Source organism: Haemophilus parainfluenzae, assembly GCF_014931415.1.
Lineage (GTDB): Bacteria > Pseudomonadota > Gammaproteobacteria > Enterobacterales > Pasteurellaceae > Haemophilus_D > Haemophilus_D parainfluenzae_AF.
The window spans coordinates 952,394-977,564 of sequence record NZ_CP063121.1; the positions used below are offsets into that span (position 1 = coordinate 952,394).

A 25,171-nucleotide genomic window follows, 5' to 3' on the forward strand; every position below is an offset into this window, starting at 1 on the left:
TATAGGATAAAGTCGATGAAAAAACTTCTAATCGCAAGTTTATTATTCGGTACTACAACGAGTGTATTTGCGGCACCATTTGTAGCAAAAGACATTCGTGTTGACGGTGCTCAAGGAGACTTAGAACAGCAAATTCTAGCAAGCCTTCCTGTTCGTAGTGGTCAGCGTGTAACGGATAAAGATGTAGCCAATATTGTACGTTCATTATTCGTAAGTGGACAGTTTGATGATGTTAAAGCTTTCCAAGATGGCGACGCATTAGTTGTGAGCGTTATTGCGAAACCAATCATTTCTGAAGTGAATATTAAAGGTAACTCAGTTATTCCAACAGAAGCATTAAAACAAAACCTTGATGCAAATGGTTTCAAAAGTGGTGATGTCTTAAATCGTGCGAAATTAGAAGAGTTTGCGAAAACCTTAAGAGAACATTATAAGAGTATAGGTCGTTATAATGCGAAAGTTGATCCGATCGTGACAACTTTACCAAATAACCGCGCAGAAATTACACTTCAAATTGATGAAGATGATACGGCAAAACTTCGTTCTGTTACTTTTAATGGAAATGAAGCGATTTCTAGCAGTAAGTTACAAGAACAAATGGAGCTTCAACCAGATTCTTGGTGGAAACTTTGGGGTAATAAGTTTGATGGTTCGCAGTTTGACAAAGATATTCAAGCTATCCAAGACTACTACCAAAATAATGGTTATGCCAAAGCCAGAGTGACAAAAACAGATGTTCAGTTAAATGAAGAACATACAAAAGCAGATGTGACCATTGATGTAAGTGAAGGTGAAAAATACAATTTAAGTTCTGCGCGTATTGTTGGTAACTTAGGTGGTATGGCTGATGAATTACAACCATTATTAGGTGAACTTCACTTAAACGATACATTCAGTCGTGCGGATGTGCAAAATGTTGAAAGCTTAATTAAAGATAAATTAGGTGAACGTGGTTACGGTAGTGCAACAGTAAATACTGTACCAACTTTTGATGATGCGAATAAAACATTAGCATTAACCTTTGTGGTTGATGCAGGACGTCGTTTATCTGTACGTCAAGTTCGCTTTGAAGGTAATACGGTTTCTGCAGATAGCACATTGCGTCAAGAAATGCGTCAGCAAGAAGGGACTTGGTATAACTCACAATTAGTTGAGTTAGGTAAAGTACGTTTAGATAGAACAGGTTTCTTTGAAAGTGTAGAAAATCGTGTTGAACCAATTCAAGGTTCTAATGATGAAGTCGATGTCGTATATAAAGTAAGAGAACGTAATACCGGTAGTATTAACTTTGGTATCGGTTATGGTACAGAGAGTGGTATTAGCTATCAAGCAAGCGTAAAACAAGACAACTTCTTGGGAACAGGTGCAGCGGTAAGTTTAGCCGGTACACGTAATGACTACGGTACAAGTGTAAACTTAGGTTATACAGAACCATACTTTACCAAAGATGGTGTAAGTTTGGGTGGAAACGTATTCTATGAAACTTACGATAACTCGAAAAGTGATACTTCATCAACCTATAAACGTACAACTTACGGTGGTAATGTTACATTAGGATTCCCAGTTAATGAGAATAACTCATATTATGTGGGATTAGGTTATACTTATAATAAAATCAGTAACTTCGCGTATGAATACAACCGTGATTTATACATGAAGTCAATGAATTTGACTGGAAACTCAATCAAAACTAATGATTTTGATTTCTCATTTGGTTGGAACTACAACAGTCTAAACCGTGGTTATTTCCCAACTAAAGGGGTTAAAGCAAGTTTAGGTGGTCGTGTCACCATTCCAGGATCTGATAATAAATATTATAAATTAAGTGCTGAACTTCAAGGTTTCTACCCATTAGATCGTGATCATCGTTGGGTATTATCTGGAAAAGCAACCGCTTCTTATGCAAATGGCTTAGGTGGTAAACGTGTACCGTTCTATCAACTTTATACGGCTGGTGGTATCGGTTCATTACGAGGCTTTGCTTACGGTGCGGTAGGTCCTAATGCGATTTATCAAGACAAATATGGCCAATGGTATCAAAGCACTGATGTCGTTGGTGGTAACGCGATGGCGACAGCAAGTGTCGAACTTATTGTTCCAACCCCATTTGTTGGAGATAAAAGTCAAAATAGCGTAAGAACCTCACTTTTCGTTGATGCAGCGAGCGTTTGGAATACAAAATGGAAATCAGATAAAGAAGGCTTAAAATCATCTCCGATTTATGCAACATTACCTGATTACAGCAAAGCAGGTCGAGTCCGTGCTTCAACTGGTGTTGCTTTCCAATGGCAATCACCAATCGGACCATTGGTATTCTCTTACGCGAAACCAATCAAAAAATATGAAAATGATGATGTAGAACAATTCCAATTTAGTATTGGTGGTTCTTTCTAATAAATTGAACTTTTACGTTCTATTTAAGTCAAAATCTTCGTTCTGTGTCAGTGAGTTAGCTGACACAGAAATATTTACTAAACTAATTTAAGGAAATTCAAATATGAAAAACGTAGTAAAAGTTACCGCACTTTCTTTAGGTCTTGCACTTGCATCAGGTTTTGCTGCTGCAGATGAAAATATCGCATTCATCAATGCGGGTTACTTATTCCAAAACCACCCGGATCGTCAAGCTGTAGCAGATAAGTTAGATGCAGAATTCAAACCAATGGCGGACAAACTTGCTGCAAGTAAGAAAGAAATTGATGACAAAATCGTAGCATCTCGTAAAAAAGTAGAAGCAAAAGTGGCTGCTTTACAAAAAGATGCACCTCGTTTACGTCAAGCTGAAATTCAAAAGCGCCAAGAAGAAATTACTAAATTTGGTTCAGATGAAGAAGCTGCATTAAATAAATTAATGGAAGAGCAAGATAAAAAAGTAGCAGAGTTCCAAGAGTTAAACGAAAAACGTCAAACTGAAGAGCGTGGTAAATTATTAGAAAGCATTCAAGTTGCGACTAATAACTTAGCAAAAGCAAAAGGTTATACTTATGTTTTAGATGCTAACTCTGTAGTATTTGCGGTAGATGGTAAAGATATTACTGAAGAAGTATTAAAATCTATTCCAGCAACTGAAAAAGCAGCGCCAGCAAAAACTGAAGAGAAAAAATAATAGGTTCTCATAATGCAAAAATCCTATTCTTTACAGGAATTAGCAGCAAAAGTCGGCGGTACCCTTCGCGGTAACGCCGACGTTGTCGTTAATAATATTGCCGCATTGTCAAAAGCAGAACCTAACCAACTTACCTTCATTTCTAATGCAAAATTCCGCCCTTTATTAGCGGAATCTAAAGCAGGTATTCTTGTCGTGTCAGAAGCGGATGTGGAGTTTTGCTCACCTGAAAGTAATTTACTTATCGTTAAAGATCCTTATGTTGCTTACGCAGTATTAGCTCAATATATGGATACCACTCCGAAAGCTGCTCAAAATATCCACCCAAGTGCGGTTATTTCTGAAAAAGCTTCAATTGGTGAAAATGTATCAATTGGTGCAAATGCCGTTATTGAAGAAGGTGTTGTATTAGACGATAACGTGATTATTGGCGCGGGTTGTTTTGTAGGTAAATTCACAAAAATTGGCGCGGGTACACAGCTTTGGGCAAACGTAAGCGTTTATCATGAAGTAGAAATTGGGCAAAATTGCTTAATTCAATCAGGTGCAGTCATTGGTAGTGATGGCTTTGGCTATGCGAATGATCGTGGTCGCTGGGTGAAAATTCCACAGGTAGGTCAAGTGATTATTGGTAATAATGTTGAAATCGGTGCTTGTACTTGTATTGACCGTGGTGCCTTAGACGCGACAGTCATAGAAGATAACGTTATTATTGATAATCTTTGTCAAATTGCCCATAACGTTCATATCGGCACAGGCACAGCGGTGGCTGGTGGTGTGATTATGGCGGGTAGCTTAAAAGTAGGTCGTTATTGCTTAATTGGCGGAGCAAGTGTGATTAATGGTCACATGGAAATCTGCGATAAAGTAACCGTGACAGGCATGGGTATGGTGATGCGCCCAATTACTGAGCCTGGCGTATACTCATCGGGCATTCCACTACAAACCAATAAAGAGTGGCGAAAAACAGCCGCACTTACCTTGGGAATTGATGGTATGAATAAACGATTGAAAGCCCTAGAGAAAAAGCTTGGCTAAGATTTTAAAACGTACCTTAGGGTGCGTTTTATTTTTATACAGAAATATCGTATAATCTCAATGTTTTATTATTATTTATTTTAAAGGTATTAGACGTGTCAGAGAATCAAGTAAGTAAAGTGATTGAAGCAAAAGAAATTATGACCTTATTGCCACATCGTTATCCATTTTTATTAGTGGATCGCGTGTTGGACTACAAAGAAGGTGAGTGGTTAAAAGCAATTAAAAATATCAGTGTAAACGAACCTTGCTTTACAGGCCATTTCCCGAGTGAACCGATTTTACCAGGTGTGTTAATTCTTGAAGCTTTGGCACAAGCAATGGGATTACTTGCATTTAAAACGCATGAATTAAAAGGTGGCGAATTATTCTATTTCGCAGGTATTGATGAAGCGCGCTTCAAACGCCCAGTATTACCTGGAGATCAAATGGAATTGAACGTTCAAGTGATTAAAGAACGTCGTGGTATTACAGCATTCACGGGTGTTGCAACCGTAAACGGTGAAGTAGCTTGTGAAGCCAAATTAATGTGTGCTCGTCGATAATTAAAGAAAATTAAGGGGTAAGTATGATCCACCCAAGTGCAAAAATTCACCCGACCGCGCTTGTTGCTGATGGCGCAGTTATTGGCGAAGATGTTGTTATCGGTCCTTTTTGTATTATTGAAGGGAGCGTTGAGATTAAAGCACGTACTGTTTTAAATTCTCACATTGTCGTGAAAGGCGATACCGTGATTGGTGAAGATAACCAGATTTATCAATTCGCCAGCATTGGTGAAGTGAACCAAGATTTAAAATATAAGGGCGAAGCAACAAAAACTATTATTGGTAATGGAAACCGTATTCGCGAGCATGTGACGATTCATCGCGGCACTATCCAAGGTGGTGGTGTAACACGTATTGGTAATAACAATTTACTCATGGTAAACGTACATGTTGCTCATGATTGCCAAATCAAGAATAACTGTATCTTAGCAAATAACGCAACACTTGCTGGTCATGTTGAATTAGATGATTTTGTGATTGTTGGTGGTATGTCTGCGATTCACCAATTTGTGATCGTTGGAGCACACGTTATGTTAGGTGGTGGTTCAATGGTTAGCCAAGATGTGCCGCCTTATGTGATGGCTCAGGGTAACCATGCTCAACCTTTCGGTGTTAACCTGGAAGGATTAAAACGTCGTGGTTTTGATAAACCAACCATGCACGCGATTCGTAACGTTTATAAAATGATTTACCGCAGTGGTAAAACCCTTGAAGAAGTCTTGCCAGAAATTGAACAAATTGCACAAACTGAATCTGCAATTAGTTTCTTTGTGGAGTTCTTCAAACGTTCTACTCGTGGCATTATTCGTTAATTAACGTTTCTTTTCTCATTAAGAGAAAATGATGAATAACAAAGAGACCGCACTATGATTTGTTCAAAGTGCGGTCGTTTTTTAGGATAAATTTAATGATTAAAGAAAATCCGATTATTGCGATTATTGCCGGCGAGGTCTCTGGCGATATTCTTGGTGCAGGTCTCATTCAAGCACTAAAGCGCCACTATCCGCAAGCTAAATTTGTCGGGATTGGTGGCGAGCGAATGATTGCTCAAGGCTTTGAAAGCTTTTTTGATATGGAAGAGCTCTCTGTCATGGGGCTAGTAGAAGTTCTCAAACATTTGCCGCGATTGCTAAAAATTCGTCGTAGTATCATCGAACAACTCTCTGACATTAAACCTGATATATTTATCGGTATTGATGCACCGGATTTTAATCTTACTGTTGAAATGAAATTAAAAGAAAAAGGGATTAAAACCATTCATTATGTTAGTCCATCTGTATGGGCTTGGCGTCAAAATCGTATTTATAAAATCGCTAAAGCGACCCATCAAGTCTTAGCTTTTCTTCCTTTTGAAAAAGCTTTTTATGATCGTTTTAATGTGCCTTGCCGTTTTATTGGCCATACCATGGCGGATGCGATTCCATTAAAACCAAATAGAACGGAAGCTTGCCAGACCTTAGGTATTGATGAAAAAGGACGTTATCTTGCTATTTTAGTGGGGAGTCGGGGGAGCGAAGTTGGGTTTCTTTCAGAACCATTTCTAAAAACCGCTTTGTTATTAAAAGAAAAATATCCAGACCTGCAGTTTTTAGTCCCTTTAGTGAATGAAAAACGTCGCCAACAATTTGAGGAAATAAAGGCTCAGATTGCTCCTGATCTTGATATGCATTTAATTGATGGTAAAGCTCGCCAAGTGATGATCGCAGCTGAGGCAACTTTACTTGCTTCAGGTACTGCTGCACTTGAAGCGATGTTGTGTAAATCTCCAATGGTGGTGGGCTATCGAATGAAACCTTTCACGTATTTCTTGGCAAAACGATTAGTCAAAACAAAATATATTTCATTGCCTAATTTGTTAGCGGATGAAATGCTTGTGCCAGAAATGATTCAAGAAGATTGCGAACCGCAAAAATTAGCAGAACAACTTGCTCAGTATTTAGGCGATGAGGAAAGTGCGGTCAAATCTCGCAGTGTTTTAATTCAACGTTTTACAGAGTTGCATAAATTAATTCAATGTGATGCGGATAGCCAAGCCGCACAAGCTGTGATTGATTTATTGGAGCAAAAACATGACTGATTTTGTTTATCCTGAAGGTTATCAATTATTTGCAGGAGTGGATGAAGTTGGCCGTGGCCCTTTAGTGGGCGCAGTTGTAACGGCAGCGGTAATTTTAGATCCTAATAATCCGATAGCCGGTTTGGCGGACTCTAAAAAGCTCAGCGAGAAAAAACGTCTTGCACTCGCAGCAGAAATTAAAGAGAAAGCCTTAGCTTGGGCAATGGGACGAGCAGAGCCTGATGAAATTGATGAGTTGAATATTCTGCATGCCTCTATGCTAGCAATGGAACGGGCCGTAAAAGCCTTAAAAATTCAACCGCACTTTGTGTTGGTGGATGGCAATCGCATTCCGCCTAACCTTGGCTTGCCTGCCCAAGCTGTGGTGAAAGGGGATTCACTTGTGGCTGAAATCAGCGCTGCCTCTATTTTGGCAAAAGTCGCACGGGATCAGGAAATGGAAGAATTAGATAAAAAACACCCTGAATATGCTTTTGCTCAACATAAAGGGTATCCGACCAAATTACACTTAGAAAAATTAGCGGAACTGGGGCCTTTACCTGAGTATCGTCGGAGTTTTTCACCTGTGAAGAAAGCGCTAGGCATAGAAGAGTAGTGAGCTTGAAATATTTTAAGATTGAAGGATATAAAATGGACATTTATTGCCTTATCTTTGATGACTATGAAACGTTAGATCTAATGGGGCCTGTTGAGTTTTTAGCAAGAGTCCCTAATGTTAAGCTTCACTATGTATCCCAAGTTGGTGGATTAATTCGTAGTAAGCAAGGATTTTATATTGAAACAGAAAAGCTAGAACATTTATTACCTCATAGTGTGTTATTGGTTGTTGGTGGACAGGGTACTCGTCAGTTAGTAAACGATGAACAATTTATTAATCAGCTTGGTAAATGGATTGATGAGTCAGAGGTTTGTCTCAGTGTTTGTACAGGTTCAGCATTATTGGCTTGTACGGGGAGATTAGATAGTTTAAAAGCGACTTCTAATAAAAAATCTTTTGAATGGGTAAAACAATGTTGTCAAGCTGTAAAATGGGAACCCGTTGCAAGATGGGTGAAAGATGGCAAGTTTTACACTTCATCAGGCGTTTCTGCTGGTATGGATATGGCGCTTGGGTTTATTGCTGATTATTATGGCAATGACTTGGCTCAAGACATTGCTAACCACACCGAATATCATTGGCAAAAAGATCCTAGTGTAGATAATTTTGCTCGAATCTATGGATATAAATAATAGATTTAGTTTTAGATTAAACAAAAGAGCGGTCAAAATTGACCGCTCTTTTTATACCTCAGCGAGATTATTTATTTAATTTCGCTTTATAAGTTGGGTTCATTAAGTTTTCTACAGAAAGGATATCATCCAATTGCTCTGCTGTTAATAAACCTTTTTCTAATACAACTTCACGTACGCCTTTACCAGTTTGAGCACAGATTTTACCCACTAAGTCGCCATTATGGTGACCGATAAATGGATTCAAGTAAGTCACGATACCGATTGAGTTGAATACGTAGTTTTCACAAATTTCTTTGTTTACAGTAATACCGTCTACACATTTATCGCGTAAGTTCACGCAAGCATTGGTTAAGATGTCGATAGATTCAAACATTGCTTGACCAATCACTGGTTCCATTACGTTTAATTGTAATTGACCCGCTTCAGATGCAAAAGTAACGGTAGTATCGTTACCAATTACTTTAAAGCATACTTGGTTCACCACTTCTGGAATAACTGGGTTTACTTTTGCAGGCATGATAGAAGAACCTGCTTGCAATTCAGGTAAGTTAATTTCTTTAATACCTGCACGTGGACCAGAAGAGAGTAAACGTAAGTCGTTACATACTTTAGATAGTTTTACTGCGGTACGTTTTAATGCACCATGAACCATGACATAAGCACCACAGTCAGATGTTGCTTCGATTAAGTTTTCAGCTGGTACGCAAGGTAATCCAGTTACCTCAGCAAGGTGTTTTACTACTAATTCTGTATAACCTTTTGGTGTATTTAAACCAGTACCGATTGCGGTTGCGCCAAGGTTTACTTCAAGGAGTAACTCAGCGGTGCGTTTTAAGTTACGTACTTCTTCTTCAAGTAATACGGCAAACGCTTTAAACTCTTGACCAACGGTCATCGGTACCGCATCTTGTAATTGGGTACGACCCATTTTTAAAACTTTAGCAAATTCTTTTGCTTTATTATCGAAGCCATCATGTAAGTATTGGATTTTGTCGATAAGTTTTAAAATGCTGTTATATACCGCAATACGGAAACCGGTAGGATATGCATCGTTGGTAGATTGGCTAGCGTTCACGTGGTCCATTGGGTTAATAACATCATATTCACCTTTTTTATGACCAATTTTTTCAAGCGCGAGGTTAGCAACTACTTCATTGGTATTCATATTGACAGAAGTACCCGCACCACCTTGATATACATCAGATGGGAATTGATCTAAGCATTTCCCCGTGGTAAGAATTTCATCACAAGCTGCTACAATCGCTTTTGCAATATCACTTGGAATAGCACCTAATTCACCATTCGCTAGGGCAGTTGCTTTTTTAACCATTACCATGCCGCGAACAAATTCCGGTACATCAGAAATGGTTACATTAGAAATATTGAAGTTTTCAACCGCTCTTAAGGTATGGATACCCCAGTATGCATCAGCTGGCACATCACGTTCACCTAATAAATCCACTTCTTTTCTGTATTGAGTCATTTTAATCACCTTTTTTGGTTGTTAATTAATTTGAGGTAATTATAGGAATTTACATAGAAAATAAATTTGACATGGATCACATTTCAAATAAGACGTATAAGAGATATTTTCATTTCTCGCATAAATTTTTTTAGGGTGAAATTTTTTTATTTATCCCCTTGAAACCGAAAAAGTTATCCCCACATTTAAAACACTTTATTTTAATAAGAAGGAAATTAATCATGAATATTCGTCCTTTACACGATCGTGTAATCATTAAACGTGAAGAAGTAGAAACTCGTTCAGCTGGCGGTATCGTATTAACTGGTTCAGCGGCGACTAAATCAACCCGTGCGAAAGTATTGGCAGTGGGTAAAGGTCGTATTTTGGAAAATGGTACCGTTCAACCTTTAGATGTAAAAGTTGGCGATACAGTCATTTTCAATGATGGTTATGGCGTGAAAAGTGAAAAAATCGATGGTAAAGAAGTGTTAATCATTTCTGAAAACGATATTTTGGCGATTGTGGAATAATTTAAATTAAGGAAAAAAGAAAATGGCAGCAAAAGACGTAAAATTTGGTAACGATGCACGCGTAAAAATGCTTAAAGGCGTGAATGTATTAGCAGATGCAGTAAAAGTGACCCTTGGCCCTAAAGGTCGTAATGTCATTTTAGATAAATCATTTGGTGCACCAACCATCACTAAAGATGGTGTATCGGTCGCACGTGAAATTGAATTAGAAGATAAATTTGAAAATATGGGCGCACAAATGGTGAAAGAGGTTGCCTCTAAAGCCAATGATGCAGCCGGTGATGGTACAACAACTGCAACAGTACTTGCTCAAGCTATTGTAAATGAAGGCTTAAAAGCTGTGGCTGCAGGTATGAACCCAATGGATTTAAAACGTGGTATCGATAAAGCGGTAAGTGCGGTTGTTTCTGAGCTTAAAAATCTATCTAAACCTTGCGAAACCTCTAAAGAGATTGAACAAGTTGGTACAATTTCTGCTAACTCTGACAGCATTGTGGGTCAATTAATTGCTCAAGCAATGGAAAAAGTGGGTAAAGAAGGCGTGATTACCGTAGAAGACGGTACAGGTCTTGACGATGAATTAGCGGTTGTGGAAGGGATGCAATTCGATCGTGGTTACTTATCACCTTATTTCATCAACAAACCAGAAACAGCAACGGTTGAATTAGATAACCCGTACATTCTTTTAGTGGATAAAAAAGTATCAAATATCCGTGAATTACTTCCAGTATTAGAAGGTGTGGCAAAAGCGGGTAAACCATTATTAATTATTGCTGAAGATATCGAAGGTGAAGCACTTGCAACTTTAGTCGTAAACACCATGCGTGGTATCGTGAAAGTGGCAGCAGTGAAAGCCCCTGGTTTTGGTGATCGTCGTAAAGCAATGTTACAAGATATTGCGATCTTAACAGCAGGTACCGTGATTTCTGAAGAAATCGGTATGGAACTTGAAAAAGCGACATTAGAAGATTTAGGTCAAGCGAAACGTGTAGTCATCAACAAAGATAATACTACTATTATTGATGGTGTGGGTGATGAAGCACAAATCAAAGGTCGTGTGGCTCAAATTCGTCAGCAAATCGAAGAATCTACTTCTGATTATGACAAAGAAAAACTTCAAGAACGCGTAGCTAAACTTGCCGGCGGTGTGGCTGTAATCAAAGTTGGTGCAGCAACAGAAGTTGAAATGAAAGAGAAAAAAGATCGTGTGGATGATGCATTACACGCAACTCGTGCAGCAGTTGAAGAAGGTATCGTTGCAGGTGGTGGTGTTGCATTAGTTCGTGCTGCAACCAAAGTAGCGGCAACCTTAAAAGGTGATAACGAAGAACAAGATGTAGGTATTAAACTTGCATTACGTGCAATGGAAGCGCCACTTCGTCAAATCGTCACTAACGCAGGTGAAGAAGCATCTGTTGTGGCAAGTGCGGTTAAAAATGGCGAAGGAAACTTCGGTTATAATGCAGGTACTGAACAGTACGGCGATATGATCGAAATGGGTATTTTAGACCCAACTAAAGTCACTCGTTCTGCGTTACAATTTGCGGCTTCTGTAGCGGGCTTAATGATCACGACAGAATGTATGGTGACCGACCTTCCAAAAGATGATAAAGCCGATTTAGGCGCTGCTGGAATGGGTGGTATGGGAGGCATGGGCGGAATGATGTAATTCCCCTTTGCAAAAGAAAGTGCGATCGTTTTTCTTTATAGAAATGCGATCGCATTTTTATTTGTGTGGTGCTACACTTTACTTGTTTTCGATGATTTTATAGGTATAACAATGACAATTTCCCAAACTGAACTCAATCAACAACTCAAATCTGCCGGTATTGGTATTAATGCAACTGAATTACATGGTTTTTTGAGTGGCTTAATTTGTGGTGGACTGAAAGACCAAAGCTGGTTACCGCTTTTATATCAATTCAGTAACGACAACCACGCTTATCCAACCGCATTAATTCAGCCAATTACCGAAATTTATGAGCAGATTGGTAAAACCTTATCGGATGTAGAAGGGTTTGATTTTGAATTGGGATTAACAGAAGATGAGAGTGTTTTTGCTCGCGCAGACAGCCTATCAGACTGGGCAAACCAATTTTTATTGGGTTTAGGGCTTGTTCAGCCTGAATTAGATAAAGAAAAAGGCGAAATTGGCGAAGCGGTAGATGATTTACAAGATATTTGTCAGCTTGGTTATGAAGAAGATGATGACGAAGAAGAGCTTGCCGAAGCCTTAGAAGAAATTATTGAATATGTTCGTACCATTGCCATGCTGTTTTACACCCATTTCAACGATGATGCACAAGAAATAAAACCGATATTACATTAAAAGGAGCGAAACATGGATCTCGCATACATGGCGGCATTACCGCAAGAAGAATTTACAGAACGTCGTCAAAAAGTATTCGCACAAATGCAGCCAAATTCTGCTTTATTGCTATTTTCCGAAATTGAAAAACGTCGCAATAACGACTGCGATTTTCCTTTCCGTCAAGACAGTTACTTTTGGTATTTAACGGGATTTAATGAGCCAAATGCAGCGTTGTTATTGATTAAAACGGAAGAGGCAGAAAAGGCAGTGGTATTTCTTCGTCCGCGAGATCCTTTGCTTGAAACGTGGAATGGTCGCCGATTAGGCGTTGAGCGCGCACCGCAAAAACTCAATGTCGATGAAGCCTATTCTATCGATGATTTTAAAACAGAATTTCCAAAATTAACGGAAAAATTGACCGCACTTTATCATGTGGCCGATCGTCATCCTTGGGGTGATAAATTATTAGCCGAAAGTGCGGTGAAATTTTACGCTGTTTTTGATTGGCAGCCGATGTTAAGTGAAATGCGCTTAATTAAATCACCAAATGAAATTCGATTAATGCAGCAAGCGGGACAAATTACAGCATTCGGACATATTAAAGCGATGCAAGTGACTCGTCCAAATCGTTTTGAATATGAAATTGAAAGCGAAATTCTGCATGAATTTAATCGTCATGGAGCAAGATTTCCATCTTATAACTCCATTGTTGCTGGTGGTGATAATGCCTGTATTTTGCACTACACCGAAAATGATCAACCATTAAAAGATGGCGATCTTGTGTTGATTGATGCAGGGTGTGAGTTTGCTATGTATGCAGGCGATATCACACGTACGTTCCCTGTGAATGGTAAATTTACCGAGCCACAACGTGAGATTTATGAATTAGTGTTAAAAGCACAAAAACGTGCGATTGAGTTATTAGTGCCAGGTAATTCAATTAAACTGGCGAATGACGAAGTAATTCGTATTAAAACTCAAGGCTTGGTGGATTTAGGCATTCTGAAAGGGGATGTAGATAAGCTGATTGAAGAAAAAGCTTATCGTCAATTTTATATGCATGGTTTAGGCCATTGGCTTGGTTTGGATGTGCACGATGTTGGCCGCTATGATGATGATCGTAGCCGCACGCTTGAAGTGGGGATGATCATCACTGTTGAGCCCGGTATTTATATTTCAGAAGAGGCGGATGTGCCAGCTCAATATAAAGGCATTGGCGTGCGTATTGAAGATAATTTGCTAATGACTGAATATGGTAATAAAAATCTGACTGCGGCGGCACCAAAAGAAATTGATGACATTGAAAATTTAATGAAAAATTGAGAAGAATTCTCAAAATTGTGATCTAGTGCAAGTTTTTTGTGCAGTTAAGGTGCTAATATACTGTTAGATAAAAAAGACCAATCAAATCAGTAAGGAGTCGATTATGTACAAACACGTTTTAGTTGCGGTAGATCTTTCTGACGAAAGTGAATTTCTACTCAAAAAAGCCGTGGGAATTGCAAAACGTAATGATGCGCAACTTTCCATTATTCATGTAGATGTAAACTTCTCGGATCTCTATACTGGTTTAATTGATGTCAATATGTCATCAATGCAAGATAGAATCTCGAGCGAAACCCAAAAAGCGCTAATTAATTTAGCAGAACATGCTGGTTATCCAATAAAAGAAAAATTGAGCGGTAGCGGTGATTTAGGTCAAGTTTTGACAGACGCTATTGATCAGTATGATGTAGATCTACTAGTGACAGGTCATCACCAAGATTTTTGGAGTAAATTGATGTCTTCAACACGTCAAGTGATGAATACCATTAAAATTGATATGTTGGTTGTGCCACTTCGCGACGAATAGTGATCAAAAATTATTTTTAGCCCTACTAAAATAACGTAAATTTTAACCGCACTTCTCAATTAATGCAGTAGAGTGCGGTTTTCTTTTTTAAGATCAGTGAAAAAGCCTTTTTCTCTAGGTCAAAATATGCAAGAATAGTGAGCTTTTTTATAAATCGTGATCGAGATAGAGACACAAGGTTTTATCAATGAAAACAACAGCAGAAATTAGACAGTCATTCCTTGATTTTTTCCATAGCAAGGGGCATCAGGTCGTCGCAAGTAGTTCACTTGTGCCTGAAAACGATCCGACATTGCTTTTTACCAATGCCGGGATGAACCAATTTAAAGACGTGTTCCTTGGTATGGACAAACGTCCTTACTCACGTGCGACAACTGCACAACGTTGTGTGCGCGCAGGTGGTAAGCATAATGACTTAGAAAACGTAGGTTATACAGCTCGTCACCATACTTTCTTTGAAATGCTCGGCAACTTCAGTTTTGGCGACTATTTCAAACATGATGCGATTAATTTTGCCTGGGAGTATTTGACTTCTCCACAATGGCTCGGGTTACCAAAAGAAAAATTATGGGTAACCGTGTATGAAACCGATAATGAAGCTTATGATATTTGGCATAAAGAAGTTGGTGTGCCAGCAGAACGTATTATTCGTATCGGTGATAACAAAGGTGCGCCTTATGCATCAGATAACTTCTGGGCAATGGGTGACACAGGTCCTTGTGGTCCATGTACTGAAATTTTCTACGATCACGGTGATCACATTTGGGGTGGCCCTCCAGGCTCTCCGGAAGAAGATGGTGACCGCTATATCGAAATTTGGAACGTGGTATTCATGCAATTTAACCGTCAAGCAGACGGTACAATGGAAAAATTACCACGTCCATCGGTTGATACTGGAATGGGTTTAGAGCGTATTTCTGCTGTATTACAGCACGTAAACTCTAACTATGAGATCGATATTTTCCAAAAATTAATTGCAAAAACAGCAGAAATCGTAGGAACAACAGATTTAACTAATAAATCATTACGCGTAATTGCTGACCACATTCGTTCTTGTGCATATTTAATTGCAGATGGCGTGATTCCATCAAACGAAGGCCGTGGTTATGTATTACGTCGTATTATCCGTCGAGCAGTGCGTCATGGCCACTTATTAGGTGCTAAAGAAGCGTTCTTCTATAAACTTGTGCCAACCTTAATTGAAGTCATGGCGGAAGCAGGCAAAGAAGTTAAAGAAAAACAAGCCAATGTCGAAAAATTACTTCGTTTAGAAGAAGAGCAATTTGCTCGTACATTAGAGCGCGGATTAAGCTTATTAGACGATGCGCTTGCTCAAGTGAAAGATGGTGTGTTGTCAGGTGAAGTTGCCTTTAAACTTTATGATACTTATGGCTTCCCACTTGATTTAACGGCAGATGTATGTCGTGAGCGTGATATTGCAATTGATGAAGCAGGTTTTGAGCGTGAAATGGAAGCACAACGCTTACGCGCACAATCTGCAAGCCAATTCGGCATGGATTACAACAATGTTATTCGTGTAGAAGGCGAAACAAAATTTGAAGGTTATACTGAATCAGAATCTTTAGCCAAAGTGACCGCACTTTTCCATGATGGAAAATCAGTAGAGAGTATTACTGCAGGCCAAAGTGCCGTGGTGATTTTAGAAAATACTCCATTCTATGCGGAATCAGGTGGTCAAATTGGTGACAGCGGTTATTTAACTTCTCAAGATGTTCAGTTTAATGTAAAAGATACTCAAAAATATGGTCAAGTATTCGGTCATATTGGTGAGTTAGAACAAGGCAGTTTAAAAGTCGGACAAACAGTCAATGCGGTTGTGGATGCAGCAAGACGTCATCAAACGTCACTTAACCATTCTGCAACACACTTATTACACGCCGCATTGCGTCAAGTTTTAGGTCACCATGTAGTGCAAAAAGGATCATTAGTATCTGATGCTGCGCTACGTTTTGACTTTGCTCATCCGGAAGCGATTACCAAAGCACAACTTAACGAAATTGAAACGTTGGTAAACCAAAAAGTACGTGAGAATTTTGTGGTTCAAACGGACGTAATGGATATCGAAGCGGCAAAAGCAAAAGGTGCAATGGCGTTATTCGGTGAAAAATATGCTGATGTGGTACGTGTTTTAACAATGGGTGATTTCTCCGTTGAACTTTGTGGTGGCATTCATGCTAAACGTACCGGTGATATCGGTTTATTTAAAATTGTGGCGGAAACTGCAGTTGCAGCAGGTGTTCGTCGTATTGAAGCGGTAACGGGTGAAAATGCAATTAATTGGTTACATAACCAACAACGTATTCTTACTCAAAGTGCAGATTTGTTTAAATCTGACGTTAATACCCTTGTTGAGAAAATTCAGCAACTTCAAGATAAAGCGAAGAAAGCAGAAAAAGAATTACAAGGATTAAAAGAAAAAGCCGCAATGCAAGCGGGTTCCGATTTAGTGAAAAGTGCGATTAAAATTAATGATGTTTCTGTAATCGTACATCAACTAGACGGAATTGAAACTAAATCGTTACGTGTGATGGTTGATGATTTAAAAAATCAACTTGGTTCAGGCGTAATTGTATTTGCATCTATTTTAGATGATAAAGTCAACCTCGTCGTTGGCGTAACAAGCGATTTAACTACTAAAGTGAAGGCTGGTGAGCTAGTGAATTTAATGGCTCAGCAAGTCGGTGGGAAAGGCGGTGGTCGCCCTGATATGGCAATGGCAGGAGGCTCCCAACCAGAAAATGTGAATCTAGCATTAACTGTCGCACAAAACTGGTTAAGCAATAATCTGTAGTACAAGCAGGTCGGTGGGATGCCGATCTTTACTTGATTGATAGGGATATCTAATAAATGCAAACTAAGGAGATAAAAGATGTTAATCTTAACTCGAAAAGTTGGCGAAAGTGTTCTCATTGGAGACGATATTTCTATCACGGTTTTGAGTGTACGTGGAAACCAAGTCAAACTCGGTGTGCAAGCGCCTAAAGAAGTATCTGTTCACCGAGAGGAAATTTACCAACGAATTCTGCAGTCAAAAGATGAACATATAGATGAGGCATCTTAGACCTAGAGTTTTATGAATGTTTTACATTCTATTTATAATTTAATTAACGTTTTTTCAAAAATTAAACCCATTGGTTTGCAAGATTTTAAATAACGGAAATTTGAGTTATAAAGGTAGAGAAGGAACTTTTCCAACTTAAATCTATCAAAATTTAATAAATAATGACCGCACTTTTGTGTTACAGAAGTGTGGTCATTGAATATTTAAACAAAAAGGAAATCTAATGAAAGCAATTATTCCTGTAGCCGGTCTCGGCACCCGTATGTTGCCAGCAACAAAAGCGATTCCAAAAGAAATGTTAACGCTTGTAGATAAACCACTGATTCAATATGTTGTGAATGAGTGTGTTGCAGCAGGCATCAAAGAAATCGTGTTAGTCACACATTCTTCTAAAAATGCGATTGAAAACCATTTTGATACGTCTTTTGAGTTGGAAACCATGCTTGAGAAGCGTGTTAAACGTCAGCTTCTAGAAGAGGTGCGTTCTATTTGCCCTAAAGATGTAACCATCATGCACGTTCGCCAAGGGAATGCGAAAGGTTTAGGTCATGCGGTGTTATGTGGTCGTCCAGTTGTTGGAAACGAGCCATTTGCAGTCGTGTTACCTGATGTGCTTTTAGCGGATTTTACAGCAAATCAAAAGAAAGAAAATCTTTCAGCAATGATTAAACGTTTTAAAGAAACACAAGCAAGCCAAATTATGGTAGCGCCTGTTGCAGCTGATGAAGTGAGTAGCTATGGTATTGCGGATTGTGGTGGTGTAGAGTTAAAAGGCGGTGAGAGCGTTAAAATTAATAGCATTGTTGAAAAACCATCTGTTGAAGAAGCTCCATCAAATCTTGCGGTTGTAGGTCGTTATGTATTCTCTGCGGCGATTTGGGATTTATTAGAAAAAACACCAGTTGGTGTGGGTGATGAAATTCAATTAACGGATGCAATCGATATGCTTATTGAGAAAGAGATCGTTGAAGCGTTCCATATGACAGGCAGAAGCTTTGACTGTGGTGACAAGATTGGCTATATGGAAGCTTTTGTAGAATATGGTCTTCGTCATGATAAATTAGGTAAAGAGTTTAAAGCTTTCCTAAAAGATCTTGTAAAAACTTTATAATTGACTGAAACCACCGAAAGGTGGTTTTTATTTATATATTTGGATTATATGATATAAAAGATAAAGAAGAAGGCATCGTGATGATGCCTTCTTTTTTCTATGAAACGAAATCTTAGTTATTTTTCGCTAATAAAGTGCGGTAGATAATACCACCTAAAATACCACCGATAATCGGCGCAACCCAGAATAACCATAATTGGTCGATTGCCCAAGAACCTTGGAATACCGCAACTGCAGTACTACGAGCCGGGTTTACAGAGGTATTTGATACAGGAATGCTGATTAAGTGGATTAAAGTTAAACCTAAACCAATTGCGATTGGCGCAAAACCTGCAGCTGCATTTTTATGCGTTGAACCCATGATGATTAATAAGAAGAATGCAGTCAATAATACTTCCGCTACGAATACCGCTTCTAAAGAATAACCTTCAGGAGAATGCTCACCATAACCGTTAGATGCAAAACCTGCAGTAACATCAAAGCCAACTTTACCTGATGCGATAAGATAAAGTGCAGCACCGGCTACTAAACCACCAACTACTTGAGAAACGATGTATGGAAGGGCATCCTTCGCAGAGAAACGACCGCCAGCCACTAAACCAAGTGTTACAGCAGGGTTAAAGTGACCACCAGAAATGTGACCTACAGCGTAAGCCATGGTTAATACGGTTAAACCGAAGGCAAATGCAACGCCCACATAACCGATACCTAGGTTGACAGAAGCGGCAAAGATTGCACTACCACAACCACCGAAAACTAACCAAAATGTGCCGAAGAATTCAGCAAAAAGTTTTTTTGACATAATAGACCTCAATATTAAATATGTCGTTATTTCAAATAACAATAATGTATTGCGAATGCAACAGGCATTTAGTCAAAGATAAGGGGTTTTGGTTCTGCAAATTATTGTAAATGTTTGTAAGTAAATGTAAGGGAAATAGCATGCTATACTTTTAGCCGTCTAGATTGTCATTTTGCTTATTTTTCATTAAAATACGGATAAATTATCAGGTTATTTAAGGTGCATTATGGCAAACTGGGATGGCAAATATATTAGCCCTTATGCAGAGCATGGCAAAAAGAGCGAACAGGTCAAAAAAATTACCGTTTCTATTCCAATTAAAGTATTGGAAATTTTGACGAATGAGCGTACGCGTCGTCAGTTGAAAAGTTTGCGCCATGCAACAAATAGTGAATTGCTTTGTGAGGCATTCTTACATGCTTTTACTGGTCAGCCATTACCGACTGATGCAGATTTAATGAAAGAGCGTCATGATGAGATTCCTGAAAATGCCAAAGAAATCATGCGCGATTTGGGTATTGATCCTGAAAGCTGGGAATATTAATTTATCCTTTTAATCCTTCTAAAATACTGCATTCAGGGCAATCATTGCCCTGACAAGCGTTATGCCATCGTTCCAATTCCTCTACCATTTTTTGCAAGTGATGAATTTGCTCATTCAATGTTTTAATATGCTGCGTAGTGAGTGCTTTAACTTCTCGGCTACTACGATTGGGATTATCCTGTAATTGCAAAAGTTGGTGAATTTGTTGGAGTGAAAACCCTACATCTCGAGAGTGGCGAATAAAACGTAATCGCTCTAAATCCTTTTCTTCATAATGACGATAACCGGAAAGGCTTCTTTGTGCAGGCTTTAATAAGCCAGACTTCTCATAATCTCGAATTTGTTTACTTGATAAACCCACTAATTTTGCCACTTCACTAATGTTCATAAAAAATCCTTGACCTTAACCTTATGTTAAGGTTTATAGTAAGCTTAATTTCAATCTATATCAATAATTAAGGAGTAAATATGAAATCAATTACATTACATGTAACAGGAATGACTTGTGGTGGTTGTGTGAAAAGCGTCACAAGAGTGTTGGAAGAACTTAATGGCGTAGAAAAAGCCGTAGTAACACTTGATGACGGTAAAGCGGTGATTACCTTTGATGAAAGTGCGGTTAGTATTGCACAATTAATTGAAACAATTGAAGACGCAGGTTTTTATGCAACAGAATAAAAAAATAGCCATTCAAATCGAGGGGATGACCTGCCAATCCTGTGCTAATCGGATTGAGAAAGTATTGAATCGAAATGATTTTGTCTCTGAAGCGGGCGTGAATTTTGCGGCAGAGGAAGCGCACGTAGTATTTGATTCATCTCAGGCTTCAGAACAAGATATTTTGACAATTATTCAAAAAGCGGGATTTAATGGCATTCTAAAGCAAAATGTGCTGCCTAGCGCACCTAATGAAACGAAGATTAGTCCGCGTTTATGGTTGCTTTTGTTCATTAACATTCCTTTTTTAATCGGAATGATCGGGATGATGTTTAATCATCATTCTTGGATGATTCCACCAATGTGGCAATTTGTTCTTGCGAGCATTGTGCAACTTTGGTTAGCCATTCCTTTTTATAAAGGTGCGATTGGTAGTATTCGAGGTGGTTTGGCCAATATGGATGTACTCGTGAGTACTGGTACGTTGGTGATTTATCTCTATTCGGCCTTTATGCTGTTTTATCATCAGTCAATGGGGCATGATGGCGCATCTCATGTCTATTTTGAAGTATCGGTGATGGTAATTGGTTTTGTCAGCCTAGGGAAATTTCTTGAGGAAAGAACGAAGAAACAAAGCTTAAACAGTTTAGGGCTATTATTACAACTCACCCCAAAACAAGTCAGTGTTCAACGTGAAAATCATTGGGAGACGATTCCTCTCGATCAAGTAAAAATAGGCGATATTTTACGAGCTAATCAAGGTGAACGTATTGCAGCTGATGGCGTAGTTGAACAGGGGAGTGGTTGGTGCGATGAGAGTCATTTAACCGGTGAATCTCAACCATTAGAAAAAATGTCTCAAAGTCCTGTGCTTGCGGGGGCAATGGTGACACAAGGTAGCCTTATTTATCGAGCCAATCAACTCGGTCAGCAAACCCTATTGGGCGATATGATGAAAGCGCTCTCAGAAGCGCAAGGTACAAAAGCGCCGATTGCTCGTTTTGCTGATAAAGTTGCTGCTGTATTTGTACCTGCCGTGTTATTGATTTCCGCGATAACATTTGGATTAACCTGGTGGATAAAAGGAGATTGGGTTACCGCCTTAATTCATTCGGTTGCTGTGTTAGTTATCGCTTGTCCTTGCGCATTAGGGCTTGCCACACCTGCTGCCATAATGGTCGGTATGGGCAAAGCAGTCAATGCAGGGATTTGGTTTAAAGATGCGGCATCTATGGAAGAGGCGGCGCATGTGGATACGGTGGTATTAGACAAAACAGGAACGCTAACTCAAGGAGAGCTCAAAATTGCCGCTGTTTGGCAACCACAAAGTGCGGTCTATTCTGAGGAAGATTTGTATCGTATTACGGCTTCCGTTGAGCAAAATGCCAATCATCCTTTAGCTAAAGCGATAGTCCTGGCTGCGCAGGAAAAATCACTTGAAATTCCGACCGCACTTTCAGTTCATTCAGAAGTGGGTATGGGCATCTCAGCTCATATTGACGGAATAGGTTTGGTTAAAGTCGGTAAGCCGACTTATTGTGAATTAACCTTACCAGATAATATGCCTCAAATTTGGCAAATTGCGAGTATTGTTGCGGTATCTGTAGATAACAGTCCAATCGGTGCTTTTGCATTAGCAGACAGTCTAAAAGAGGATAGTTTGCAAGCGATTCAACGCTTACATCAACATAATATTGATGTGGTGATGATGAGTGGTGATCAACAATCTGTCGTTGATTATGTTGCCCAGCAAGTAGGTGTGAAAACTGCACAGGGTAATTGCAGTCCACGTGACAAAGCGACTTATATTGAGAGATTACGTCAGCAAGGCAAAGTGGTCGCAATGGTTGGTGATGGTGTGAATGATGCACCCGCATTAGCAATGGCTAACGTAAGCTTTGCGATGAAATCGGGTTCTGATGTAGCAGAACAAACTGCATCGGCGACACTCATGCAGCATTCAGTTGATCAGTTAGTTGATGGGTTAATGATTTCCAGAGCAACATTAAAGAATATTAAGCAAAACTTATTCTTTGCTCTCATTTACAATGTACTAGGTATTCCACTTGCCGCATTGGGCTATTTAAGTCCTGTATTAGCGGGCGCAGCAATGGCGATGAGTTCACTTTCTGTGCTATCCAATGCATTGCGATTAAAACGAGTGAAAATTAGATAAGAAAAAGGCGATATGAAAATATCGCCTTTTGTTTGAACTAACTTTGTTTCCATACTGGAAGTTGAATCGTGACGGCAAGTCCACCTAAATTACTGGATTCCGCCCATACTTTTCCATTGTGTTCATTCACTACATTATAGACAATTGTTAAACCTAGTCCTGTTCCGCCAGTGGCACGTGTTCTGGTTTCATCAACTCGATAGAATGGTTTAAAGATTTTATCAAATTCTTCTGGTGGTAATCCCAAGCCATTATCATCTACTCGAATTTGCAGACAATTATCATCCTGTTCATTTTTATGTAAATCAATGGTTAAGAAAATACGATCTTTCGTGTATTTCAAGGCGTTTCGAATAATATTTTCAATCGCACTGGTGAGCAAACTTAGGTTGCCATAAATCATATGTTTTTCAGGATGTAAAATAGAAATATTGATATCGCAGGTAATATGGCGCTGTTCAGCTTCAAATAAGGCATCTTTTATCACATCATCCCAAAGCTGATTGATAGGGAATAAATTATGCTCCATTTGAGAATGCATTTGTTGACGAGAAATGAGTAACAACTCGCTAATCATTTTGTCCATTCGTTGGATTTCTTTCTCAATGCGTTTAACTGGCTCAATATCACCCGTTTGGTGACGAACCAGAGCAGTGGAAAGTTGCAAACGCGTCAACGGTGTTTTTAATTCATGAGAAATAGATGAAAGCAGATTGTGTTGATTCGAAATGAGATTATCAATCGCAATCGACATCTTGTTAAAACTTTGTCCTACTTCTCGTAATTCTGCTGGACCATGATTTGCTAATTCATTATCAACCTTAAAGTTTCCTAACGCCACGCTATTAGCCGCCTTTTGTAAATTGGTAATAGGTTTGACGATGGTATGCGTAAACCACCAAAGTAAAGGCGTTGTAATAATTAAGGTTAAGAGTAATAAGACCCAGGGATGGTCAAGCATATACCGTAAAATTTCTTGTTGGCCGTTTGCACGAGACACAAAGAATAATTCGGAGGATTGTTCAGCGTCACCAATATAGACTTTAAAAGGTCCTGCAATTTGAATATCTTTAAAGGTTTTACGTTGTGGTTGGGCAAAGTTACTGGACTCTTGGGCGAACTGAGCAATATGCATTCTTTCTTCGCCTAAAGCACCAAAAATTTCTTTTTCCGGTGTCATGATGACAGGACGAGCAGAGTCAAATTTATCGGTTGGAAGCACTGGTACGCCAGCGAGGATACCGGTGATTCTATTGTTACGAATGGATTCAACGAGTTTCTTTTGATAGCTCGATATTTCATTTTGATTCAAGTCAGAATATAAGCGGCTATCAAAATAAGGGAGTGCGACCAAAAGTGCGGTCATGGCAAAGAATGCCAACCAAAAAACGGTAAATGTGCGTATCGTGAGCTGATTTAAACTGAATTTCTTGATAAGCATTATTCACAAACCAACAAGTAACCACGACCACGTAGCGTTTTAAGCCACGGTAAGCCATTGTCTCTTTCTGGGAGTTTTTTGCGCAAGTTTGACATATGCATATCAATCGAGCGATCAAAAGGAGAAAGGTGTTTGCCAAGTACATTCATGCTTAATTCTTCGCGAGAGACAATTTGTCCAGGGCGAAGTACCAGTTTATGAAGTAGAGCAAATTCAGAGCCGGTTAGACCAAGATCTTGACCGTTATAAGAAGCTTGTTGAAGACCAGAATGAAGCACTAAACCACAGAATTCTAATGTATTTTCTTCTGATGAAAGTGCGGTCGAATTTTGTGTATTTTCTTTTTCTGTTGGTGTAGCACGACGTAAAATGGCTTTAATACGAGCAACTAGTTCACGATCGTTAAATGGTTTTGGTAAATAGTCATCGGCACCGAGTTCTAACCCAAGAACACGATCGATCTCTTCACCACGTGCGGTAAGCATCATCACAGGGACATTTGATGTTTGGCGAATTTTCTTGAGTGTTTCAATGCCGTTTAATACAGGCATCATGATATCTAATAAAACTAACTGGTGGCTTGCATTCAGCTTGTCTAACGCTTCTTGACCATTATTGGCAACTTCAACTTCAAAACCAGTCAGTCGTAAAACTTCAGCAAGTAAATCTGTTAGTTCAATATCATCATCAACTAATAGAATCTTTGACATTTTAATTCCCTTGTAATACAACGAACCTGCTTGATATGACAAGCAGGTGTTATTTTTTAATGATTACCAGAATTTCCACCAGCTTTTCTTACCTGCGTTTTCAGGAGTGCTGATAATAGTATTATTTTCGTCTTGTTTTGCCACTTCAGGTAATGGCTTATCTAATTCAGCACTGCTTACTAAACCATTCTGATCGAATTTTACTGTAAATGTGTGCTGTTCAGGTTTTTGGTAAGAGTGTTGTTCTAAGAACACGTAATACCAAGTTAGGTTACTATAAGGATCGATTAAAACCGGTGTGCCAAGCAAATATTGTACTTGTTGTGCGGTCATGCCTGGTTTAACTTGCGCCACAGTCGCTGCTTCTAAATAGTTACCTTGTGGAACATCAATACGATAAACGACTTTTTGCACTGTTGAACAAGAAGTTAAACTTAATGCTAAAACAACTGCACCTAAAAATGTTCTTAATTGCATATTTTTTACCTTTT

General features: G+C 39.0%; 25 protein-coding genes. 19 read left to right on the forward strand and 6 right to left on the reverse strand.

Features of this window, described 5'->3' with window-relative positions:
• Nucleotides 1-15: 15 nt before the first annotated feature.
• The 8 genes from bamA to INP93_RS04715 all read left to right on the forward strand — a co-directional run bounded on the left by bamA (nt 16) and on the right by INP93_RS04715 (nt 7,996).
• Nucleotides 16-2,394 (forward strand): outer membrane protein assembly factor BamA, encoded by a 2,379-nt coding sequence (bamA, locus tag INP93_RS04680; RefSeq protein WP_070868706.1) that lies wholly within the window; start codon nt 16-18, stop codon nt 2,392-2,394.
• 103 nt (nt 2,395-2,497) lie between these two features.
• The gene (locus tag INP93_RS04685) at nt 2,498-3,106 is read left to right on the forward strand and encodes an OmpH/Skp family outer membrane protein (protein ID WP_049370886.1); all 609 of its coding nucleotides are present in this window, start codon (nt 2,498-2,500) and stop codon (nt 3,104-3,106) included.
• 12 nt (nt 3,107-3,118) lie between these two features.
• Nucleotides 3,119-4,144 (forward strand): UDP-3-O-(3-hydroxymyristoyl)glucosamine N-acyltransferase, encoded by a 1,026-nt coding sequence (gene lpxD / locus INP93_RS04690; RefSeq protein ID WP_197545273.1) that lies wholly within the window; start codon nt 3,119-3,121, stop codon nt 4,142-4,144.
• 140 nt (nt 4,145-4,284) lie between these two features.
• On the forward strand, nt 4,285-4,689 hold the full coding sequence (gene fabZ, locus INP93_RS04695) for a 3-hydroxyacyl-ACP dehydratase FabZ (protein ID WP_197545318.1): 405 nt from the start codon (nt 4,285-4,287) through the stop codon (nt 4,687-4,689).
• Between the two features lie 23 nt (nt 4,690-4,712).
• Complete coding sequence (gene lpxA / locus INP93_RS04700; protein ID WP_049363211.1) at nt 4,713-5,501, forward strand: acyl-ACP--UDP-N-acetylglucosamine O-acyltransferase; 789 nt, start codon at nt 4,713-4,715, stop codon at nt 5,499-5,501.
• Between the two features lie 95 nt (nt 5,502-5,596).
• Nucleotides 5,597-6,766, forward strand: coding sequence for a lipid-A-disaccharide synthase (gene lpxB / locus INP93_RS04705; protein WP_197545274.1), 1,170 nt, complete (start codon nt 5,597-5,599; stop codon nt 6,764-6,766).
• A complete protein-coding gene (rnhB, locus tag INP93_RS04710; RefSeq protein WP_197545275.1) occupies nt 6,759-7,361 on the forward strand; it encodes a ribonuclease HII in 603 nt (200 codons plus the stop codon). Before lpxB ends, rnhB begins: the two co-directional genes overlap by 8 nt.
• A 35-nt stretch (nt 7,362-7,396) precedes the next feature.
• On the forward strand, nt 7,397-7,996 hold the full coding sequence (locus INP93_RS04715) for a DJ-1/PfpI family protein (RefSeq protein ID WP_197545276.1): 600 nt from the start codon (nt 7,397-7,399) through the stop codon (nt 7,994-7,996).
• Between the two features lie 67 nt (nt 7,997-8,063).
• On the opposite strand, the gene aspA is transcribed toward INP93_RS04715, so the two are convergent.
• The gene (gene aspA / locus INP93_RS04720; protein ID WP_197545277.1) at nt 8,064-9,482 is read right to left on the reverse strand and encodes an aspartate ammonia-lyase; all 1,419 of its coding nucleotides are present in this window, start codon (nt 9,480-9,482) and stop codon (nt 8,064-8,066) included.
• 221 nt (nt 9,483-9,703) lie between these two features.
• On the opposite strand from aspA, the gene INP93_RS04725 reads away from it, so the two are divergent.
• The 8 genes from INP93_RS04725 to galU all read left to right on the forward strand — a co-directional run bounded on the left by INP93_RS04725 (nt 9,704) and on the right by galU (nt 18,350).
• On the forward strand, nt 9,704-9,994 hold the full coding sequence (locus INP93_RS04725; protein ID WP_197545278.1) for a co-chaperone GroES: 291 nt from the start codon (nt 9,704-9,706) through the stop codon (nt 9,992-9,994).
• A 22-nt stretch (nt 9,995-10,016) separates the two neighbouring features.
• Complete coding sequence (groL, locus tag INP93_RS04730) at nt 10,017-11,663, forward strand: chaperonin GroEL (RefSeq protein ID WP_005696764.1); 1,647 nt, start codon at nt 10,017-10,019, stop codon at nt 11,661-11,663.
• A gap of 111 nt (nt 11,664-11,774) precedes the next feature.
• Nucleotides 11,775-12,323: a YecA/YgfB family protein gene (locus INP93_RS04735; RefSeq protein ID WP_128787689.1), complete on the forward strand. Its 549-nt coding sequence runs from the start codon at nt 11,775-11,777 to the stop codon at nt 12,321-12,323.
• A gap of 12 nt (nt 12,324-12,335) precedes the next feature.
• Nucleotides 12,336-13,628, forward strand: a complete 1,293-nt coding sequence (pepP, locus tag INP93_RS04740) for a Xaa-Pro aminopeptidase (protein ID WP_197545279.1) — start codon at nt 12,336-12,338, stop codon at nt 13,626-13,628.
• A 103-nt stretch (nt 13,629-13,731) separates the two neighbouring features.
• The gene (gene uspA / locus INP93_RS04745) at nt 13,732-14,157 is read left to right on the forward strand and encodes a universal stress protein UspA (protein ID WP_005698692.1); all 426 of its coding nucleotides are present in this window, start codon (nt 13,732-13,734) and stop codon (nt 14,155-14,157) included.
• 187 nt (nt 14,158-14,344) lie between these two features.
• Nucleotides 14,345-16,969, forward strand: a complete 2,625-nt coding sequence (alaS, locus tag INP93_RS04750; protein ID WP_197545280.1) for an alanine--tRNA ligase — start codon at nt 14,345-14,347, stop codon at nt 16,967-16,969.
• A gap of 78 nt (nt 16,970-17,047) precedes the next feature.
• Entirely contained in the window at nt 17,048-17,239 is a 192-nt protein-coding gene (gene csrA / locus INP93_RS04755) for a carbon storage regulator CsrA (protein ID WP_014064854.1), read from the forward strand.
• Between the two features lie 223 nt (nt 17,240-17,462).
• A complete protein-coding gene (galU, locus tag INP93_RS04760; RefSeq protein ID WP_197545281.1) occupies nt 17,463-18,350 on the forward strand; it encodes a UTP--glucose-1-phosphate uridylyltransferase GalU in 888 nt (295 codons plus the stop codon).
• Between the two features lie 112 nt (nt 18,351-18,462).
• Here galU and aqpZ read toward each other — a convergent pair whose 3' ends face one another.
• On the reverse strand, nt 18,463-19,152 hold the full coding sequence (aqpZ, locus tag INP93_RS04765; RefSeq protein WP_197545282.1) for an aquaporin Z: 690 nt from the start codon (nt 19,150-19,152) through the stop codon (nt 18,463-18,465).
• Between the two features lie 226 nt (nt 19,153-19,378).
• Here aqpZ and metJ point away from each other — a divergent pair, with 226 nt between their 5' ends.
• Nucleotides 19,379-19,696 carry a met regulon transcriptional regulator MetJ gene (metJ, locus tag INP93_RS04770; RefSeq protein ID WP_005696757.1) on the forward strand — a complete coding sequence of 106 codons (318 nt, stop codon included), beginning with the start codon at nt 19,379-19,381 and terminating at the stop codon, nt 19,694-19,696.
• A gap of 1 nt (nt 19,697) precedes the next feature.
• Here metJ and cueR read toward each other — a convergent pair whose 3' ends face one another.
• Nucleotides 19,698-20,084, reverse strand: a complete 387-nt coding sequence (gene cueR / locus INP93_RS04775; protein WP_005699815.1) for a Cu(I)-responsive transcriptional regulator — start codon at nt 20,082-20,084, stop codon at nt 19,698-19,700.
• Nucleotides 20,085-20,164: 80 nt separating this feature from the next.
• Here cueR and INP93_RS04780 point away from each other — a divergent pair, with 80 nt between their 5' ends.
• Both INP93_RS04780 and INP93_RS04785 read left to right on the forward strand, forming a co-directional pair.
• Nucleotides 20,165-20,374, forward strand: a complete 210-nt coding sequence (locus INP93_RS04780) for a heavy-metal-associated domain-containing protein (RefSeq protein ID WP_197542862.1) — start codon at nt 20,165-20,167, stop codon at nt 20,372-20,374.
• Complete coding sequence (locus INP93_RS04785; RefSeq protein ID WP_197545283.1) at nt 20,361-22,529, forward strand: heavy metal translocating P-type ATPase; 2,169 nt, start codon at nt 20,361-20,363, stop codon at nt 22,527-22,529. Before INP93_RS04780 ends, INP93_RS04785 begins: the two co-directional genes overlap by 14 nt.
• A 37-nt stretch (nt 22,530-22,566) precedes the next feature.
• Here INP93_RS04785 and cpxA read toward each other — a convergent pair whose 3' ends face one another.
• From cpxA to bamE, 3 genes are all read right to left on the reverse strand, one after another.
• On the reverse strand, nt 22,567-23,970 hold the full coding sequence (cpxA, locus tag INP93_RS04790) for an envelope stress sensor histidine kinase CpxA (RefSeq protein ID WP_197545284.1): 1,404 nt from the start codon (nt 23,968-23,970) through the stop codon (nt 22,567-22,569).
• Nucleotides 23,970-24,680: a response regulator gene (locus tag INP93_RS04795; RefSeq protein WP_197545285.1), complete on the reverse strand. Its 711-nt coding sequence runs from the start codon at nt 24,678-24,680 to the stop codon at nt 23,970-23,972. Before INP93_RS04795 ends, cpxA begins: the two co-directional genes overlap by 1 nt.
• Before the next feature lie 63 nt (nt 24,681-24,743).
• Nucleotides 24,744-25,157 (reverse strand): outer membrane protein assembly factor BamE, encoded by a 414-nt coding sequence (gene bamE / locus INP93_RS04800; RefSeq protein ID WP_197545286.1) that lies wholly within the window; start codon nt 25,155-25,157, stop codon nt 24,744-24,746.
• Nucleotides 25,158-25,171 lie beyond the last annotated feature (14 nt).